The organism is Mucilaginibacter ximonensis (assembly GCF_042686265.1).
In the GTDB taxonomy this organism is placed as follows: domain Bacteria; phylum Bacteroidota; class Bacteroidia; order Sphingobacteriales; family Sphingobacteriaceae; genus Mucilaginibacter; species Mucilaginibacter ximonensis.
Genome location: NZ_JBHUPD010000002.1, coordinates 1,112,917 through 1,132,608, shown reverse-complemented (window position 1 = coordinate 1,132,608; position 19,692 = coordinate 1,112,917). Strand labels below are relative to the sequence as shown.

The following is a 19,692-nucleotide window of genomic DNA, read 5'->3' as shown; positions in this document are numbered from 1 at the left end:
ACAACAAATATAATTGATTTAAAATGAGATTGATCAACAAAACCTACCTTAAAAAACTCTGGAAAGTATTAGTGGCCACGTTTAGCGGCTTCATCAACGATAATGGAATGAAATTAAGCGCGTCATTGGCTTACTACACCGTTTTCTCTTTAGCTCCGCTTTTAATTTTAGTGATATCATTAGCAGGGCTGTTTTTTGGACAGGATGCAGCTACCAACCGCCTGTACCCGCAAATAGCGCAATATGTAGGCTCGCAGGCCGCATTGCAAATTCAGGATATGCTGAAAAGCCTGGCCTTTTCAGGTAAAACCGGCATAGCCGTTGTGATAGGCGTAATAACGCTGATGGTAGGTGCCAGCAGCATATTTGTAGAAATACAGGATTCTTTAAACATCATATGGCGGGTAAAAGCTAAACCCAAAAAGGGCTGGCTTAAACTTTTGCAAAATCGTTTTTTATCATTCTCGTTAATAGTAAGTCTGGGCTTTTTATTGCTGGTGTCGTTAGTAATCAACTTTTTAATGGATGCATTGAGCAAAAAACTAGCTCATTTTTTGCCATACGTAACCAGTGTATTAATTAAGTGCATCAATCTGGGCATTACACTTGTTGTAATATCAACCTTATTCGGTATCATATTTAAAGTATTGCCTGATGTTAAAATTCGGTGGAAAGATGTGCGCTCAGGCGCAATTTTTACCGCATTGTTATTTATGTTGGGGCAATATGGTATCGGTATTTATTTACAATACGCTGCGCAAAGCTCGGCCTATGGGGCAGCGGGTTCTATCATCCTTATTTTACTTTGGATATACTACACCGCCGCTATATTGTATATCGGCGCTGAGTTTACACAGGTATATGCAGAAGCAGTGGGTTGCAAAATTGAGCCGGCCGAATATGCGGTAGCTGTTATCCAAACAGAGGTTGAGCATGAGGTTAAAACACTGCCACCCCAAAATCCCGACTTGAAGGGAAAGCTCGAAAAACCTGAGAAAGAAAAGCCGGCTTCGTCAAAATAACGTTGAATAATAGTTAACAAAAGTTGCATTTATGACATAAACTTTTGTTAATTTTAATATCCAATTGTAAGTTTTGAATTAAGGCCGTGTTTTGGAGCAAACGCTATCGGTTTATTATTCTGGCAGTTATAGTTTGCTGCTTTAGCAAAGCTGCGGCTGCGCAGTCATTTAGTATGGAAGAGCCGGGAACGTCCGAGACTATCCCGTTTGAACTGGTTCGAAATCTCATCGTAGTACAATTAAAAATTAATAATCAGGGTCCTTATAATTTTGCATTAGACACCGGCGTAGGATATATGCTCATTACCGAGCCATCGCTGGTTGACTCGCTCAATATAAAAAGCACACGCACTGTTAAGATACACGGCTTGGGTGAGGGTAAAGAATTTGAAGCTCATATAACCACACCGTTAAATATCAATTTACAAGGGATAGTGAGCCATAATGTTAGCGCCGCAGTGTTTACTGAAGATCATTTTGGCTTGTCGGCATATGCCGGGCGCACCATTCATGGCTTATTAGGCTATGAGTTTTTTAGCCAGCTGGCGGTCAAAATAAACTTTGCAGAAAATGTGCTCGTTGTATCGGCCCCGCAAAACATGCATTATTATAGACGTGCAGCTAAACTTCCGATCAGCATTGAAGACCGTAAACCATACCTGACCACTAACGTAACTTTTGCCAATGGTAATACCCGCAAAAGCAAGTTGGTTATTGACCTTGGTGCGGGCCATTTTATATCCATGGAAAACCTTGCCGATGACAAGCAATTGCAACCCCAATATATAGACGCCAATTTGGGCATAGGCATAAACGGCCCTGTAAACGGCTATCTAAGTCGCATTAAAAATGTTGAGCTGGGAAAATATAGTGTTAAAAACGTGATAGGCGCTTTCCCTGACAATAACAAAATAGTGCCTGCAGTACCCCGTGACGGCAATTTGGGTATAGGCCTGCTTAAAAAATTCAACGTAATTTTTGACTACCCTAATAACGTCATATATCTGAAGCCCGGCACCGAGTACCACAGGCGCGATGAGCATGACATGAGCGGCATGACTTATTACAGCATTGTAGATTATGATTTAGTACACGTTGTTGTTGACAAGGTTGAGCCGGGGTCTGCGGCCAGTGAAGCTGGTTTAAAAAAGGGAGATGAGTTAGAAATGATTGACAGAACCGCTGTTGGGCATATGACGTTACAGCAAATAGATGATCTGTTCCAGTCAAGAGATGGCAGGCCATTTTTCCTGCTGATATCCCGCGATAAAAAGTATGTACCTATACGCTTAACCTTAAAGCGCAGGGTTTAACAGGCTGAAATTTTGTTTCTGTTACTTCAGCTGACTGATGTTTTCAAAAAAAGCGGTTTGTAAGTCTAAAAGCGACCTTACATTCACTTTCTCTCCGTACATATCAAAGCACAGGAATTTTGAATTTTTAAGATCCCCGTCTTTCGCTTTTTCCAAAAAATTGAAGGTTTCAAAAAAATAATGGTTGGTAGTGACATTGCTCCGCTTATTGGTTTGCGAGGCATTAAGTCTAAAACCTATCGTATCGATCCATTTATGCACCTTGGCGTGCAGGTTGCGCATGTTACTCATAAGTTAAGTGTTTGCTAGTTAAACGAAAACAAAAAATATAAGTTTTAACTTATTGGCATTAATTTATAAACAGATGTTAACTAAGAGTAAATCGCAATTGTTAAATTAATATAGTCAAAGGAAATTTTATTTAGCTCGTTTCAATTATTGAAACCAAAACCATTATATTGCGTACAAATGCGCATACTTTAGGCCCATAACACACTCGTCACGATGAAGATAAAATATTTACTACCTGCGCTAATATTTGTATTTCTCAGCATAAACGCTTGCAAAAGCACTACTGCTCCTGGTCCAGCCGGCGCCACAGGTGCAACAGGTGTTACAGGCGCCACTGGTGCAACGGGCGCTGCCGGTGCTGATGGCCCTGGTGGCCCTCAGGGCGTAGCCGGTGCTACAGGTGCTACCGGTGCTAATGGTGCGGCTGGCGCAACTGGTGCTACAGGAGCCACCGGTGCCAATGGTGCAACAGGCGGCACAGGGGCAACAGGAGCGACAGGTACAACGGGTGCTACCGGCGCCACAGGTGCTACGGGACCCAAAGGTGCAACTGGAGCAACGGGCGCTACCGGAGCTACAGGCGCTACGGGAGCCACCGGCGCAAACGCAACCGTATCAAGCTATATATTTACTAACCAAAGCGTGGTATTAGTAGGCTTAACTCATTTTGTGGTTCCGGCAATTACTCAGGACATTGTTGATAAAGGTATAGTCATGGTATATTTCCGTAATACGGGTACCACTACCTCATGGAATGCATTGCCGTATTCAGAATCAGGCAATACGCTAAATTTGCAGGATTATGGTGTTGGTTATATTGATCTGAAAGCAAACTTCACATCTTCGGGTCTTGACATTAGGGTGGTAGTTATTCCAGGCACATCATTAACATTTATGGTAACTCACAACCCGGGCATTAACCTGCGCGACTATAACCAGGTAGCTAAGGCTGCTGGTATTAACTAATAAAACTATGCTCAGCTCAAAAAGGGTTTCGCACAAGCGGAGCCCTTTTTTATTTGTGCCGATTTGCCTTATTTTAGATGCATGCAAAACGGCCAAAAATTCAACCGCACCCGAATAGCGCCCACCCCCAGTGGCTATTTGCATGTGGGTAATGCCCTATCGTTTGCTTTAACTGCGGCTTTAGCCCGCAAAGCCGGCGCTAAAATTTTACTCAGAATTGATGACCTTGACCAGCAAAGGGTAAATGTAGATTATGTACAGGATATTTTTGATACGCTTAATTTTTTAGAAATTCCGTGGGATGAAGGCCCGCGTAACATGGCAGGGTATCAAGGCCAATGGTCGCAAATACATCGTACAGACAGCTACACCGAAGCGCTGCAACTACTGGAACATAAACGAGAGGTATTTGCCTGCCGGTGCTCGCGTTCCCAGCTGCAAGGCAACAGCTATCCAGGTAATTGTATAAACAAATCTATCCCGCTGGATACACCCGATACGGCCTGGCGTTTATATACTGATGATCGACTCATCAAGCTTAAAACTTTAAACGAAGGCTTAATAAACACCCGTTTGCCTGAATCCATGAAAAATTTTGTGGTAAAAAAAAAGGATGGTCATCCGGCTTATCAGCTGGCCTCGGTAGTTGATGATTTAATGTTCGGAGTCGACCTGATTATCCGGGGCGAGGACCTTTATTCCTCAACCCTGGCGCAACTTTTTTTGGCCGACGTATTGGGCTACCGCAAGTATCAGGACACCACTTTTTATCATCATCTGTTAATTATGCAAGACGGGGAGAAAAAGCTGTCCAAATCTGCCGGATCAACTTCTATTAAACACCTGCGCCGGGAAGGCAAAAAGGCTGCCGACGTTTATAGCATCATTGGTGCAATTTTAGGCACGAAACATCCCATAAGAAGCTTCGAGGACACCTACGACGCCTTTCTTTAGTATCGCCAGAAAAGTATTGGATTATTTTACGCGTTTAAGCGTGCCGCTGAAACTGGTGCCCTGAAAACCTATTACTACGTTCATTTTGTCACCGTCTATTTTACCCTTTACGTATTGCACCGCAAAACCATTATAGGTAAATGGCTTAAATGTGATATCAGAGCCTTTAATAACACCATTCTTTAATGGGATATCGCCAATCTCTGTATTCACAACACCGTTAACAAGGCCATTATCTTCCTTCATGTTTACGGTTACATCATACAGTAAAGCAATGGTACCACTCCATTTTCCACTTGCACCTTCGGCGTAGCAAACTGCCGAGGCTACAAGTACTACCAACATCGATATCAAAAAGTACTTCTTCATCTCTCTCCTTTGCGCTTTTTGTAATTATAGACAAAAATACGATACCGTAGTTTAATGTATTCAAATTTTTATACAAGCTAATTCAAAAAACCGTAATTTTAGTAATTATGAGATCATCACAAAATCGCAGATCGGCTATAAAAAACATACTGGCCGGCACCGGCGCCGTTGCTGCCGCGGGTACTTTATCTGCATTCAAAACTTCGCCTAAAACCAATATCGAACCAAAAAAATTGAAAGGTAACATCAATCATTCAGTGTGCCGGTGGTGTTTTCAAAACATCGACCTTGATTCACTTTGTAAGGCCGCTGCCGATATGGGCATGAAAGCTATTGACCTGATAGGCCCGGACGAATGGGCAATTGCCCAAAAGCATGGCTTATACTCGTCAATGTGTAACGGGCCGGGTGTCGCCATAACATTTGGCTGGAATGACCCTGCCAAACACGAAAAACTGATTAAAGATTACAGTGACCTGATACCCAAAGTTGCCGCCGCCGGTTATAAAAACCTGATTTGCTTTAGCGGTAACCGCGAAGGGAAAGATGATGAAACCGGCCTGCAAAACTGTGTAACCGGGCTTAAAAAAATATTACCGCTGGCAGAAAAGCATGGTGTTGTAATGTGTATGGAGCTGCTCAACAGCAAGGTTGACCACCACGATTATCAATGCGACCATACCGAATGGGGCGTTAAGCTATGCAAAGCCCTTGGTTCAGAAAATTTTAAATTGCTGTATGATATTTATCATATGCAAATTGACGAGGGGAATGTTATCGCCAATATTCGCAAGTACCACGATTACCTGGCGCATTTCCATGTAGCCGGCGTACCGGGCCGTCATGACCCGAATGATACGCAGGAGCTTTATTATCCGGCCATCATCAAGGCCATCAAAGACCTTGGCTTTAAGGGCTATGTGGCACAAGAGTACCTGCCAACTACTAATGACCAGGATCAAATGATAGCCTCGCTTAAAGCTTCGATGATGATTTGTGATGTGTAATACAACTCCCCACTCGTAATTGCGAGGGACGAAGCAATCTCTACACTGCTTAGTTTCAATAACTGCCGTGTAGAGATTGCCACGCTCGTACCTCGCTTGCAATGACGCGCTGGGTTAAGCAATAAACTAAAAAGGCCCTCTGAAATTCAGAGGGCCTTTTCTTTATCTGCCGAAAGGCGAAATGTTACTTAGCAACAGCAGGTTGCTTTAAAGTCAATTTAACTGGCTGGCCGTTAAAAGTAGTGGTTAAAACCAACTTACCATCGGCAATGGTACCTTTATAAACGATAGGTTTATCGTTAAAAGTAGTAGTGAATTGAATGTTATCACCGTCTACCTTACCATCAGAAATAGTGTTTTTACCCATTTGGGCAGCCACGAATGGTGTGTAACCTGCTTCATCAGGATTTTCTGATTTTGGGTTGTTATCAACTAAAGCGAAAACACCGGTTAGTTTGGCGCCATCGGTTTTTAATGTAAGCGATAAGTTATACTGTCCTTCAACCAAACCTTTCCAAACACCGTCAACAGTTGCTGCTAAAGTTACGGTAACTGCAGTTAGTACTACAACGGCTGCTAATAATACCTTTTTCATTTTTTTAATTTAGTTTTTATTGTTTTTATTAGATTACAAATATTATCAAAATAACCCACATTTACTGTAACAGTTTCGTTTTAAAACTGTAACGTTTGTGTGTCTCTGCTGGCGGCTACCTCTGCCTTGATGCTTACCTTGTTGGGGAGCATCCCGTTTTCGTCAAAAATCACTATTGTGTTTTTGCCGGGCTTTAACCAGCAGTTGGGAATGTACATTCCGTTTATTTTGATCTTTTCCGGGTATCGCCCCAGATTGTGCCCGTTAACCCATACCGAGCCTGAGCTTAAACTGGTAGTTATAACGCGCCATATGGTATTTGAGTATATTTGGCTGCTAAGGTTTAACGCTGCCCTGTAAAATTGTGGCTTGTGTAATGATTTGGCCGGTAGCCTTGTCCACCCCTGCACACTTTTGTCAAAACCAATTACACAACCGTCACCGGCCGAATTGCCACATGGGCCTCCCTGCATTCGCCAGTTATTCACCGCTATCGCCGGGTTTTTACCCGCAACTTTTTGTAAAGTTACCTTTCCCCAAATGCCTTTTCTGTCCAGTGTGTCTATTTCCCCAATTTTAAAGATGAGCTTATTTCGCCCGATATGTGATGTAAAAATTGCAAGTGAATGCGTACCCTTCGTCAAATTAAGTTGCAAAGTATCGGGCAATATAGCTGAAGTATCCACCCGTTTGCCATCCAAAAAAACTGAGCCGCCCTCAGGCGCTTTGCGCAACTGGAGCAGGTATCGCCCGGAGGCTTTCACCTTTATTTTTGTGCGATACCAGGCATAGGCGGTGACATCGCCGTCTGCGCCCATCTGTTGCGCCTGGTAGCTATACAGCCAGTTTCTATCGTTAAAAACGGCAGATGCCGGCGAAAAAGCATTTTTTGCCTGCCATGCGCCTAAGCTTAATTGCTGCGGATGCTCAGCATCAAAAGGCTTGATAACTTCTGACACCGTCCCGTCTGCGCGGTAAAGCCAAACTGGGTAAGCTTTCCTGGCTTCCCACGGATGCTCGACAGTTGCACTAAGGTTTGAAGCATCGGCCACATAATCAGCACCGATTATGATATTATTGTCGTCTAACCAGCTGCGGGCCACAAGTTCATTGTTTACCACTATTATCCTGACCAGGTGACCATCTACAGCAAATAAATAAGGTATTGGCACATTCGTTATCTTCGCGTCAAAACTCAATAAACCGTCGTTCAATTTAAACGCATCCGAATTGAAGTTAACGGCGCCTTTGCCTACAGCGAAATATAGCCGCGCTTTCGAATCTGCATCGCCATAAATCAACAGGCGCGTTGTTTTCTGATATGATTGAACAGCATAAATACGCGCAGGCCCCCAGGCAAGTTTAATGTTTGGGGCGATAGGATAATTCTGTACAACCGGCATGATCTCTCCGGCGGCCAGCTTTATTTGTGCTGATGCCTTTACAGGCACATCTCCTGGAGGCTTAAGTTCAAACTTTACCGATACTGAATCCGGATTATCCAAAAAAGCGATAGTACCCGCCAGGCTTTTGCGGGCGGTTACTTTAATTGTAGTGTCAGATACTGCAGGCAGATTATGCTGTTCGTCCAGACTATTTTCCAGCACATCCTGAAAGCTGCGGGCAAACCAGTTGGCGCGCTTAAAGCTGTAGTATATAGGTCGCAAATCGCCGGTTTGGCCAACGGCTGCTCCGTAATCGTAAGAAGCAGCATTTTCTCGATCATTATTATACTCAAAGTTTGAGCCGCCGTGCGCCATATAAACGTTGTAACCATTTCCGCCGTGCGCGATGATCTTCCAGGTACGACGATCGTACAGCGTAGAGTCGGTTTCCTGCGGACCGTAATTTAAGAACCACACTCCCCAGTATTCCGGGCTAAACCATGGGTTTGGTCGGCCGGGATCGTCCAGACTGGCATAATCGCTGGCCGGGTCGTTACCTGAATGCAGCCCGCTGAAAAAATAGGGGACCTGTAAACCCAGTTCAAGTGATTTGGTCTGCAAATGCTTAAAATAGGCATTTGGCACTATCGTTCCCCAACCTGCGCGGTGCTCATTTTCTAACTGCACCATAATCACCGGGCCACCATGGTTGATCTGATTGCTGGCCACAATAGGCATTAGCTTATTAAAATATTTATCTACCGCCGCTAAAAATTGCGGGTTATCCTCTCGTACGCGTAAACCTTTTTTAAATCTTAGCCAAATGGGGTAGCCGCCCATATTCCATTCGCCGCAATAATATGGGCCAACACGCACTATGGCATACATGCCCATGCTTTTGATAAGCTTCAGGTAGGCATCAAGATCATGATCGCCGGTAAAATTAAACTGGCCCTCTTTAGGTTCGTGATAATTCCAAAAGGTATACATTTCTACAGCGTTAAAGCCGGCGCGCTTAAGGCGCAGCAAGCGGTCACGCCATAAAGCGCGTGGCACACGTGCATACTCCATCCCGGCCGAGGCAATGAACGTACGTTTACCGTTAATCAGGAATCCGCGGGCATCGTAGTCAACGAAAGGCTTTGCTGCCGGGGCAGCCGGAAACATATGGTCGTTACGTGTGGGGGTGCCGGTGTTGGGTTGTGCGGTGGCCTGGAATATAGCAATCAGCAATAAGATGGCTGTCATGCTGAACCCGTCAAAGCATGAGCGCAGGTCTTTAAGCCCGCCCTTCGACAAGCTCAGGGTGACAACGCTCTGTTTATTTTTGAATCTGTAGATATTTAATATCATCGCGCAATTTAATATAAAACAAAAAAGGAGGCAACCGGTGTGGTGCCTCCTTTTATATTTTAAGCAGATATTGATTAAATACCGCTTAGTTTCCAAGGTGCTCTGTAATCGCGTTTCACGAATTGGTTAACCTCGTCAACGTTGGTTACTTTTAAGTTAGCAGCGTCATAAATCAAATCGATGTAACGGGCAGGGTAATCGGCACGGTTACGACGACGGCCTTCAACTTGTGCGCCATTTGCATCAGCCAGCTTAGGCACGTTTACACCTCTGATTGCCAGGTTACACATTAACATTGCTTCAGTTAATAAAGCAGCCTCTTCAAACGGAGAGCTGGTTTGCATGTTGCCATAGCCGGCCAGACAAGCTTCAACCCATTGTGCGTAGTGGCCATCAGTGCTATTTTTAACACGGGCATATTTCTCAGGAACGTTGATATCGTCCATTCTTGATACGGGTAGCAGACGCAAGTTATCAGCATAGCATTTTGCAGTCATTTTACCTTTTGTACCAATGAATAACATACCACCATCACCTGCACCCCATTGTTCTGACGGATCTAATTCATCCGGGCGAGGAGGGATCATACCACCATCTAACCAATGAACTTTAACAGGGCCGCTGGTTTTATCAGTCTTACCGAAAGTCATAGTGGTAAAACTTGAACCTGGACCGGTTTCCAATGAACCGCCCTGACCAATGCTGGTTGAAACTTTCTCAACATATTTAAGACCTAATGTTTTCATTGGGCCGTGCAGAATGTGCGCACCCATATCGCCTAATACGCCCGTACCATAATCCCACCATCCTCTCCAATTAAACGGCAATACTTTTACGCCACCCGGTTGGTCCTGGCCAATAGGATAAGGCCTTTCTTTAGCAGTACCTTGCCACAAATCCCAATTTAGGCTGCTTGGCGGTGTAGTTGATTGAGTTGGCCATCTTAAACCTTGAGGGGTATTGGCACCAACAGAACCTTGGGGCCAGATTGGGCGGTTAGTCCAGCACCATACTTCGGTAACATCACCGATAAGGCCGGCATCATACCACTCCATCATTTTACGAACATTGTCATTTGATGAACCTTGGTTACCCATTTGGGTTTGTACTTTGTATTTATGCCCCATATTAGCCATCATACGCGCTTCGTACACGTCGTGAGCCATAGGTTTTTGAACGTAAACGTGTTTTTTTAACGACATTGCTGCGGTAGCAACAACAGCGTGGGTATGGTCTGGAGTAGCACAGTGCACAGCATCAAAATTTTTGTGCTCTTTGTCAAACATCTCTCTCCAATCCACATATTTTTTGGCATCAGGATATTTGTTGTACACGTGTGCTGCATAGTCCTGATCAACATCACATAAAAATGCAGGTTTAGCTTTACCGCTAGCCACAAATGCCGCATTATCACTTGTACCTTTACCGCCCAAACCCACACTCGCATAATACAAGGTATCACTTGGTGCTCTGTAGCCTTTACCTAGTACAAAACGCGGTACAATGGAAAAGCCGGCAGCAGCAAGAGCACTGGTTTTCACAAAATCTCTCCGTGAAGTGCCTTCTGCCTTTTCTTCATTTTCTTTCATGTTATTAGTTTTAATGTTGGATGTATTGTTTGTTAAATGTTCAATTGATAAATAATCAATGCACAAAAACCCAATTAATTAAATAATGTTGATTGAGTATGCTGCGCTTTAATTGGTTCTGCTTTTCAGATGCCCATCACAGCATCCTGACAAAGGTTGAAATTATAAATTAAATACGAATAACTAAAAAAAATCAGGTATTAGAACGTAACAATTTTATCATAAAAATCCACACCAAATCTACCCGGTACTTTACATGTGTAAGTAATGCGCTACCACTTGTACATAGGATTAATTGCCCCGCCAGACATTTTATATAGAAGGAGTGTTAATATTAAGAAATATTATAGGCGAAGTGAGGAGAGCTTTTTGCCTGATATTTATGTATGCTGCAAAAACTTATTTAACAAATGAGTAATACTAATCAATGGCACGAGATTCTCATGCCATTGACTTTAATTAACAACCATACGCATGAATAGTTCCATTGCATTCACCGGGGTCGGTGGTACAATTAGTATATTGCCCCATATAATTGCAGGATCCATCAGACGTTTCACAATACCAGTCATAGTAAACGTCACAATCACCGCTGCCCGAGCCAGAACCTGCAGCTCCGCCAAAAACAGCTTTTAATTGCTCTCTGCTTAAAATTTCTTTAGCACCCAAGCTCAACGCCTTCAATCTTAATTTTTTCATTATCAATAAATTTAGGTTTCGCCTCATTTATTCGGGTTGCAGCATTCCCTATCCTGTTTACAAAGCAGGCACTTTCCTTTTAATATCTAAATATCAGATTGGACACATGGATGACTACGCCCCGGAAAGACGCAGATAGTTAGGTAATAAAAATTGACAGCAATTAATGGCATTAATATGATTAGGGTTTGGTTATCACTAAGTTAACTACTATAATGCCGTAAACCAATTTTGAATGTTATTCTTTTTGTTCAGTTTCAACGCTAGTCAAATCACTAAACAATGCATAATAAAAACATGAGTTTTGCATAATGCTGCGGGCATATTAAAAAAACATTTCTTAAACAAAAGGTTGTGCTTTTTGTAAATTTTGATGCCGATGTGGCATTTTTTCACATTTGTTGAACTTTTGGTGTACAAATGACACTAAAAAAAATAGCGTTTTTAGCCGCAAACAAGCATTTATTCGGTTATTTGGGTAAATTATCAGCCAATTAGCCTCATATATTGACCAAAAGATTATCATATATTTCAAAATACATATTACTTTTGCCCCCGACCATAACTGTTATGAGCAATACATCTTCACCACTTAAAGTACTATCTATCGATATCGGCGGTTCGCATATTAAGGCTACGGTGCTTGATGAAAACGGGGCCATGCTGGTAAACTACAGCAAACTTGAAACACCGCAACCGGCTAATCCTGAGAATGTCATAGCTACGATAAAAAAACTGGCCGAGCCTATTGATGACTTCAACCATATATCAGTGGGCTTTCCCGGCTATGTGCGCGACAGCATTGTTAAAACTGCACCCAATCTGGATAACGATGCCTGGGCTAATTATAAATTTGGCGAGAGGTTGACTAAAGAATTTGGCGTACCCGCCGCAGTGGTAAACGATGCAGATATGCAAGGCCTTGGCGTGGTAAGCGGTAAGGGATTGGAACTGGTAATTACCCTGGGCACCGGTTTTGGCACGGCCCTGTTGTTAGATGGCAAATTATTACCGCATCTTGAAGTTGGCCAAAGCCCCATAACCCGCCATAACAGCTATGATGCTTACGTAGGAGACAAAGCTTTTGAGGCCGAAGGCAAGAAAAAGTGGAACGAACGTATGGAGAAAGTGTTGAAAGTTTTGAAAACACTCTTCAACTACGACACTTTGTATATAGGTGGGGGTAACGCCCGCGAACTGGACATTAAGCTGGATAAAAATATCAAATTGGTTACTAACCGCGACGGCATCAAAGGCGGCGCCCGGCTATGGGCTGAAGGCCAGGTGCTGCAACCGGGTAAAAAACCATCATCAACTAAATAAAATAAAGTCACATATCATAAAAAAGAGGAAATGGATTCAAACAGTAAAAACATCGAAGAATTAGCAATTGATACGGTAAGAATTTTGTCGGCAGATGCTGTACAAAAGGCTAACTCGGGCCACCCGGGTACTGCTATGGCGCTTGCGCCGGTAGGTCACGTACTTTGGAAGGATTTTATCAATTTTAATCCAAAGAATCCTGATTGGGCAAACCGCGACAGATTCATCCTTTCTGCAGGTCACGCTTGTATTTTACAGTACAGCTTTTTACACCTGTTAGGTTATGATCTTTCTTTAGATGATATTAAAAATTTCCGTCAGCTGCACAGCAAAACCGCAGGCCACCCTGAGTATGGTCTGGCTCCGGGCGTTGACGTAACTACCGGCCCGCTTGGACAAGGCTTTGCCAATGGTGTTGGTTTCGCTATCGCACAAAAACACCTGGCAGGTTACTATAACAAACCGGGTTTCGACCTGTTCAACTACCACATCTATGCTATCTGCAGCGATGGCGATATGATGGAAGGTGTAACTTCAGAAGCTGCTTCACTGGCAGGCCACTTAGAGTTGGGTAACATCATTTATATATATGACGATAACAAGATCTCGATTGAAGGCAGTACCGACATTGCTTTCAACGAAGATGTTGATGCACGTTTCCGCGCTTATGGCTGGCACGTACAGTCAGTAGCTGATGCTAACGATATCAATGGTTTACACCAGGCTTTGGTTAATGCAAGAGCCGAGACTCAAAAACCATCATTGATCCGCGTGCGTTCATTAATTGCTTACGGTAGCCCTAATAAATCAGGTACTGCAGGTTCGCATGGTTCTCCGCTGGGCGCCGACGAGATTAAACTGGTTAAAAAGTTCTTTGGTTTTGACGAAGATAAATCATTCAACATACCAACCGAAGTTGAAGAATATTACCACAAAATTGGTGCACGCGGCATTGAAACCGAGAAAAAATGGAATGACCTGTTTGCCCAATACGCTGAAAAATATCCTGAATTAGCTGCTGAGTACAAAGCTGCAGTTAATAATGAATTGCCAAAAGGCTGGACAGAAAAACTGCCCGTATTTAAAGCGTCTGACCCTAAAATGGCTACCCGCCAGGCTTCAGGTAAAGTATTAAATGCTTTAGCGGCTTCTTTCCCTCATCTAATCGGCGGTGCGGCAGATTTGGCTCCATCTACCGAAACTAACTTAAAAGAGTCTGACTCATTTACTTCAGAAAACCGTAACGGCCGCAACTTCCACTTCGGTATCCGCGAGCACGCTATGGGTTCGGCATTAAACGGTATGGCCTTGACCAAAGGTATCAAACCTTTCGGCGCCACCTTCCTGATGTTCTCTGAGTATATGCGTCCGCCAATCCGTTTGGCAGCGATCATGAAAATTGCGCCGATCTTTGTTTACACCCACGACAGTATCGGCTTAGGCGAAGATGGTACTACCCACCAGCCTATCGAGCAATTGATCTCTTTACGTTCAATTCCTAACATCACCGTTATTCGCCCGGCTGACGCTAACGAAACCACGCACGCATGGCGCGTAGCTATCGAGAAAACCGATGGCCCTACCGTACTGGTGTTTACCCGTCAAGGTTTGCCTATTTTAGATCAGGACAAATACGCGAAAGCCGACAACCTGGAGAAAGGCGCTTATGTATTGTCTGACTCTGACAAAACTCCTCAGGTTATCCTGATTGCAACAGGTTCAGAAGTTGCCCTGATCATGCAAGCTCAGGCTAAACTAGCTGAAGAAGGTATTGCTGCACGCGTTGTATCTATGCCATCCTGGGAATTGTTTGAAAAACAGGATGCTGCTTACAAGGAATCAGTATTCCCTAAAGCAATTAAAAAACGTTTGGCCGTTGAGATGGCATCGCCACTGGGCTGGCACAAATATGTTACCGACGAAGGTGATACCCTTTGCATGGAAACATTTGGCGAATCGGCTCCGGCAGATGAGCTTTACAAATACTTTGGCTTTACGGTAGATAACGTAGTTAAAAAAGCTAAAGCGCTTTTATAGAAATAAGTATTAAGATGTGAGACATGAGATTCTTCTTCGTGTCTCACATCTTTAACATATACCGATGAATTTAAAGAACAAATACCTTTTAATGCTGTGCGTGATCGTGGTAAACATGATTGCGTTTTCTGGCTTAAAGGCACAAGCTCAGGCCAATGATAAAACTACGGCTAAAGCATTTGTTCAGGGATTTTATGATTGGTATGTACCACTGTATAACAAGTTCGTTCCGGGTAAAACCAACCAGATCCCTTCAGAAAAGCTGGCATTGACGAGAAAAAAGGACTGTTTTGACACCAAACTTTTCAATGCATTATACGGCTACTATAATACCCCAACGCCTAAGGGTGCTGAGGATGTATTGGGTATCGATATGGATCCGTTTTTGGCAGCGCAGGATAATGGAGCTAGTTACACCGTAACCCAAGTAAAATCAAAAGGAAATAACTTTTTATTAAGCATTACTACCGAGCCTGATTACCAGCCTAAAGGAGCAAAATCAAAAGCAAATTCGCCGGTAATTGTTGAGGTAACGAAAATAAACGGCCATTGGAAACTGACCGACCTATGGTACGACAATGGCACTGATATTTTTGACCTGATAACAGCTTATAATAAAGACGTAAAAGCTACACTGGCCCTAAAACACTAGCTACTTTTAATAAACAAATGAACTGGAATAGCGACATCATCAAAAACCTAAGTTGGGCGGGCAACATCAGTAATGTAGCCGGCAAGCAAAAGGTGGCCGATCAGATAGCCGGTAAAATAAAAGACGGCGATGTGCTAGGTGTAGGTTCGGGCAGTACGGTGTTCCTCACCCTATTTGCTATTGCAGAGCGTATTAAAGCCGAGCAATTAAATATCAAGGCTATTCCGACTTCAATCGAAATATCGTTATTCTGCACTAAACTGGGCATACCGCTTACCACTTTATTTGAACACAAACCCGACTGGTGTTTTGACGGCGCCGACGAGGTTGACCCAAACAAAAGCCTGATCAAAGGCCGCGGCGGAGCCTTGTTCAAAGAAAAGCTTTTGATAAGCAGCAGCCCGGTAAGCTATATTATTGTCGACGATAGTAAAATAGTCGATCGCCTGGGCTCAAAATTCCCGGTTCCGGTTGAGGTTTTTCCGCAGGCATTAACGCATGTGGAACAGGAGCTGTTATTTTTAGGCGCCACTGATATACAGCTTCGACCAGCAGGTGGCAAAGACGGACCGGTGATCACCGAAAATAACAATTTATTGCTGGATGTGCGTTTCCATGAGATTGATGTTGATATGGAGCGTAAGATCAAGAGCATTACCGGCGTAATTGAAAGCGGATTGTTCATTAATTATAACATTGAAGTTTTAATGGCGTCAAATAATAATGAATAGTATTATAGTATGACATTACAACCTATTGGTGGTACATTTATTGACGCAAGAAAACATAACCCCTACACACAATTTAAAAGCATTAAAAATTAAAACATAATGGAAACTAATAAAGTAAAACAGATACACAGCTTTGGTCAAAGCATTTGGCTTGATTTTATCGATCGCGCATTTATAGGCGATGGCAGGCTTAAAGCTTTGATTGATGACGATGGTGTAAGAGGCGTAACCTCAAACCCTGCGATTTTTGAAAAAGCTATAAGCAGTAGCGATATGTATGACGGTGATATTGCTGAATTATCAAAAGGCAACAAAACTAACGAAGAAATTTTCTTTGGTTTAGCTATCAAAGACATTCAGGATGCATGTGATCTGTTTAAACCTTTATATAACGAAAGCAACAAAGGCGATGGTTATGTAAGTTTAGAGGTTTCTCCATTTTTAGCATTAAAAGGCGAAGAAACTTATCAGCAAGCTATCCAATTGTGGAAAGAAGTTGATCGCGAAAATGTAATGATCAAAATCCCGGGCACACAACCAGGCTTAGATGCCATCCGTCGTGCTACTGCCCAAGGTGTGAATATAAATGTTACCTTGTTGTTCGGCTTACAACGCTATGAAGATGTTGCCTTGGCTTACATTGCAGGTTTGGAAGACCATCTGGCCGCTGGTCATGAAATTTCGCACATCCACTCGGTAGCAAGTTTCTTCCTGAGCCGTATTGATGTATTGATCGACCCGATCCTTGACGAAAAAGGTTTGGCTGATCTGAAAGGCGAAGTTGCTATCGCGTCAGCTAAAAAAGCTTATGAAATTTACAAACGCGTATTCAGCGGCGAGCGTTGGGAAAAATTAGCAGCTAAAGGCGCTAACCCTCAACGTTTATTATGGGCAAGTACCAGCAGCAAAAACCCGGCTTTCAAAGACACTAAATATGTTGAAGCTTTGATTGGGCCGGATACTGTTGATACCGTTCCGTTGGAAACCATTGTTGCTTTCCGCGATCACGGTGTTGCTGCCAACACTTTAGAGCAAGGCTTAGACAAAGCTACTGAAGCTTTAGCGCGTGTTAAAGCTGCAGGTATTGATATCGACAAATTAACACAACAATTGGAAGACGAAGGTATTGAGAAATTTAATCAGCCTTTTGAAAAACTATTAGCATCTATCGAAGCTAATAAAGGCAAATAATATCTGCACTACCTTATGGAAGCAAATAACCTTAAGATCCTTTTTTTTGATATTGGCGGCGTGATACTCAGCAATGGCTGGGGGCATGAGAGCCGTGAAGAAGCTGCTAAAAAATTCGGTCTGGATTATGATGAAGTTAATGGCCTGCATAATTTCATATTTAACGTTTATGAAATTGGCGGTGTCACGCTTGACGAATACCTGGATACAGTTATCTTCAACCATCCGCGCGATTTTACACGAGAGGATTTTAAGGAGTTTGTTTACCGCCAGTCGATCGAGCTGCCCACTTTAAAGTGGCTGAAAGAATGGAAAAAAGACTGCGGCTTTCGCATTATCTCAGTTAACAATGAGGGCAAGGAACTGAATGATTACCGTGTAAAAAAATTCAAACTACATGAATTTTTTGATGCGTTTGTGTCATCATGCGAAGTTGGCTTACGTAAGCCAGACCCTGCAATCTGGAAACTGGCCATGGGCATAGCCCAGGCACAGCCAAACCAATGCGTGTATTTTGACGACAGGATCATGTTTGTAAATGCAGCAAAAAACCTGGGTATCAGGGCCTATCTGCATACAGACCTTGAATCGACCAAAAAAATATTAGAACAATTAAAAGAGGAAAATAACATGAGCTAAGGCTACAGCCGGGTAAGTTTAATCCGGCTCATGATATTTTCGTCAGCAAATAAATAATTATACAGACGAAAATCACAACAATTAATATGAGCACACCAACTAAGTATGATTTCGGCATGATAGGCCTTGGCGTAATGGGTCGCAGCCTTTTGTTAAACATGGGCGACCATGGCGTAAAAGGTGCCGGATTTGATAAGGACGCCGAAAAAGTGAAGGCATTGGGCGAAGAAAGCACGACCGGAAACCTGAAAGGTTTTAGCGATGTTAAGGAATTTGTAGATAGCCTGAACAAGCCGCGAGCCATTATGATGTTGGTGCCTGCCGGTAAAATTGTTGATGACGTTATTGAAGAGCTGTTGCCACTAATTGACAAGGGCGACCTGATCATTGACGGTGGTAACACTTACTATACTGATACCAACAGGCGTTTTGATTACCTGAACAGCAAAGGTATCCATTTCTTTGGTATGGGTGTATCAGGCGGCGAAGAAGGTGCACGCCGCGGCCCGAGCATGATGCCGGGGGGCGACGAAAAAGCTTACGAAGTGGTAAAACCAATTTTTGAAGCTATAGCGGCTAAAGTTGATGGCGAACCTTGCGTTACTTATTGCGGCACCGGCTCGGCAGGTAACTTTGTTAAAATGGTGCACAACGGTATTGAATACGGTGTGATGCAGCTATTGGCAGAGACCTACGAAATCATGAAAAAAGGTTTGGGTATGGATAACGAAGCCATTGGTAAAGTATTTACCGAATGGAACAATGGCCGCCTGAAATCATTCCTGGTTGAAATTACCAGTGACATCTTTAAATATAAAGCACCGGGTACAGATCATTTACTATTAGACGATATCAGGGACGAGGCCCGCGCCAAAGGCACCGGTAAATGGACCTCGCAAGTGGCTATGGACCTGCAAGCGCCGATCCCAACTATAGACACGTCTGTTTCTATGCGCGATCTGTCTAAATATAAAGAGTTCCGCGTGAAAGCTGAAGGTATTTACGGTGGTGTTCAGGGCAAACTAAATGTTGACCAGGCGTCTTTCCTTAAATCGCTTGAAGAAGCCTTCTACTTTAACCTCATCATGAGCTATGCACAAGGTATCCATATGTTGAGCCGCGCTTCTGTGGAGTTTAATTATGGTTTAAAACTGGCCGAGATTGCCAAGATATGGAGAGGTGGCTGTATTATCCGCTCACTATTCTTACAGAACATTTATGAGGCTTTTACAGCTAATCCAAATTTAGAGCACTTGTTGCTGGATGCGGGTGTGGCCAATGAAGTGAAAGGTGCTGTTGGTGGTGCACGTACCGTGGTGTCGGCTATTACCGCTGCCGGTATTGCTGCACCTTGCTATGCAGAATCATTAAGCTATTTTGATGCTTTCCGCAGCGGCCGTATGCCATCTAATTTAATCCAGGCACAACGCGACTATTTTGGCGCGCATACTTATGAGTTAATTGGTAAAGAAGGCACCTTCCATACCCAATGGACTAAAATTTAATAAACTCAACGGCCCCTCCCAACCCTTCCCGGAAGGGAGGGCTTTTGAAAAACATATTAACTAAAAAGCCC

Annotated in this window: 18 protein-coding genes; 12 read left to right on the top strand and 6 right to left on the bottom strand. The window is 43.3% G+C overall.

Annotation, left to right across the window (positions count from 1 at the left end):
* Positions 1-23: 23 nt before the first annotated feature.
* Both ACFS5N_RS12635 and ACFS5N_RS12630 read left to right on the top strand, forming a co-directional pair.
* Positions 24-1,022 carry a YihY/virulence factor BrkB family protein gene (locus tag ACFS5N_RS12635; protein WP_377185934.1) on the top strand — a complete coding sequence of 333 codons (999 nt, stop codon included), beginning with the start codon at positions 24-26 and terminating at the stop codon, positions 1,020-1,022.
* Between the two features lie 86 nt (positions 1,023-1,108).
* The gene (locus ACFS5N_RS12630) at positions 1,109-2,335 is read left to right on the top strand and encodes an aspartyl protease family protein (protein ID WP_377185932.1); all 1,227 of its coding nucleotides are present in this window, start codon (positions 1,109-1,111) and stop codon (positions 2,333-2,335) included.
* 21 nt (positions 2,336-2,356) lie between these two features.
* Here ACFS5N_RS12630 and ACFS5N_RS12625 read toward each other — a convergent pair whose 3' ends face one another.
* Positions 2,357-2,617 (bottom strand): hypothetical protein, encoded by a 261-nt coding sequence (locus ACFS5N_RS12625; RefSeq protein WP_377185930.1) that lies wholly within the window; start codon positions 2,615-2,617, stop codon positions 2,357-2,359.
* Positions 2,618-2,839: 222 nt separating this feature from the next.
* On the opposite strand from ACFS5N_RS12625, the gene ACFS5N_RS12620 reads away from it, so the two are divergent.
* Positions 2,840-3,592, top strand: coding sequence for a hypothetical protein (locus ACFS5N_RS12620; protein WP_377185928.1), 753 nt, complete (start codon positions 2,840-2,842; stop codon positions 3,590-3,592).
* Between the two features lie 81 nt (positions 3,593-3,673).
* On the top strand, positions 3,674-4,546 hold the full coding sequence (locus tag ACFS5N_RS12615; protein ID WP_377185926.1) for a glutamate--tRNA ligase family protein: 873 nt from the start codon (positions 3,674-3,676) through the stop codon (positions 4,544-4,546).
* Between the two features lie 21 nt (positions 4,547-4,567).
* Here the strand turns inward: ACFS5N_RS12615 and ACFS5N_RS12610 are convergent, their stop codons facing one another.
* Positions 4,568-4,915, bottom strand: a complete 348-nt coding sequence (locus ACFS5N_RS12610) for a hypothetical protein (RefSeq protein ID WP_377185924.1) — start codon at positions 4,913-4,915, stop codon at positions 4,568-4,570.
* 107 nt (positions 4,916-5,022) lie between these two features.
* Between ACFS5N_RS12610 and ACFS5N_RS12605 the strand changes: the two genes are divergently transcribed.
* Positions 5,023-5,922 carry a hydroxypyruvate isomerase family protein gene (locus ACFS5N_RS12605; RefSeq protein ID WP_377185922.1) on the top strand — a complete coding sequence of 300 codons (900 nt, stop codon included), beginning with the start codon at positions 5,023-5,025 and terminating at the stop codon, positions 5,920-5,922.
* Positions 5,923-6,106: 184 nt separating this feature from the next.
* On the opposite strand, the gene ACFS5N_RS12600 is transcribed toward ACFS5N_RS12605, so the two are convergent.
* From ACFS5N_RS12600 to ACFS5N_RS12585, 4 genes are all read right to left on the bottom strand, one after another.
* Positions 6,107-6,517 (bottom strand): hypothetical protein, encoded by a 411-nt coding sequence (locus ACFS5N_RS12600; RefSeq protein ID WP_377185920.1) that lies wholly within the window; start codon positions 6,515-6,517, stop codon positions 6,107-6,109.
* Positions 6,518-6,597: 80 nt separating this feature from the next.
* Complete coding sequence (locus ACFS5N_RS12595; RefSeq protein ID WP_377185918.1) at positions 6,598-9,255, bottom strand: beta-galactosidase; 2,658 nt, start codon at positions 9,253-9,255, stop codon at positions 6,598-6,600.
* Between the two features lie 74 nt (positions 9,256-9,329).
* On the bottom strand, positions 9,330-10,844 hold the full coding sequence (locus ACFS5N_RS12590; RefSeq protein WP_377185916.1) for a Gfo/Idh/MocA family protein: 1,515 nt from the start codon (positions 10,842-10,844) through the stop codon (positions 9,330-9,332).
* A 459-nt stretch (positions 10,845-11,303) separates the two neighbouring features.
* Positions 11,304-11,543: a hypothetical protein gene (locus tag ACFS5N_RS12585; protein WP_377185914.1), complete on the bottom strand. Its 240-nt coding sequence runs from the start codon at positions 11,541-11,543 to the stop codon at positions 11,304-11,306.
* 570 nt (positions 11,544-12,113) lie between these two features.
* Here ACFS5N_RS12585 and ACFS5N_RS12580 point away from each other — a divergent pair.
* The 7 genes from ACFS5N_RS12580 (at position 12,114) to gndA (ending at position 19,621) form a co-directional block, all read left to right on the top strand.
* Positions 12,114-12,866 (top strand): ROK family protein, encoded by a 753-nt coding sequence (locus ACFS5N_RS12580; protein ID WP_377185912.1) that lies wholly within the window; start codon positions 12,114-12,116, stop codon positions 12,864-12,866.
* 30 nt (positions 12,867-12,896) lie between these two features.
* On the top strand, positions 12,897-14,903 hold the full coding sequence (gene tkt / locus ACFS5N_RS12575) for a transketolase (RefSeq protein WP_377185910.1): 2,007 nt from the start codon (positions 12,897-12,899) through the stop codon (positions 14,901-14,903).
* A 64-nt stretch (positions 14,904-14,967) separates the two neighbouring features.
* Positions 14,968-15,555, top strand: coding sequence for a hypothetical protein (locus ACFS5N_RS12570; protein WP_377185908.1), 588 nt, complete (start codon positions 14,968-14,970; stop codon positions 15,553-15,555).
* Positions 15,556-15,572: 17 nt separating this feature from the next.
* Complete coding sequence (rpiA, locus tag ACFS5N_RS12565; RefSeq protein ID WP_377185906.1) at positions 15,573-16,286, top strand: ribose 5-phosphate isomerase A; 714 nt, start codon at positions 15,573-15,575, stop codon at positions 16,284-16,286.
* Between the two features lie 99 nt (positions 16,287-16,385).
* Positions 16,386-17,477, top strand: coding sequence for a transaldolase (gene tal / locus ACFS5N_RS12560; RefSeq protein WP_377185904.1), 1,092 nt, complete (start codon positions 16,386-16,388; stop codon positions 17,475-17,477).
* Between the two features lie 15 nt (positions 17,478-17,492).
* A complete protein-coding gene (locus tag ACFS5N_RS12555; RefSeq protein WP_377185902.1) occupies positions 17,493-18,116 on the top strand; it encodes an HAD family hydrolase in 624 nt (207 codons plus the stop codon).
* Between the two features lie 86 nt (positions 18,117-18,202).
* Positions 18,203-19,621, top strand: coding sequence for an NADP-dependent phosphogluconate dehydrogenase (gndA, locus tag ACFS5N_RS12550; RefSeq protein WP_377185900.1), 1,419 nt, complete (start codon positions 18,203-18,205; stop codon positions 19,619-19,621).
* The last annotated feature ends 71 nt before the right edge of the window (positions 19,622-19,692 follow it).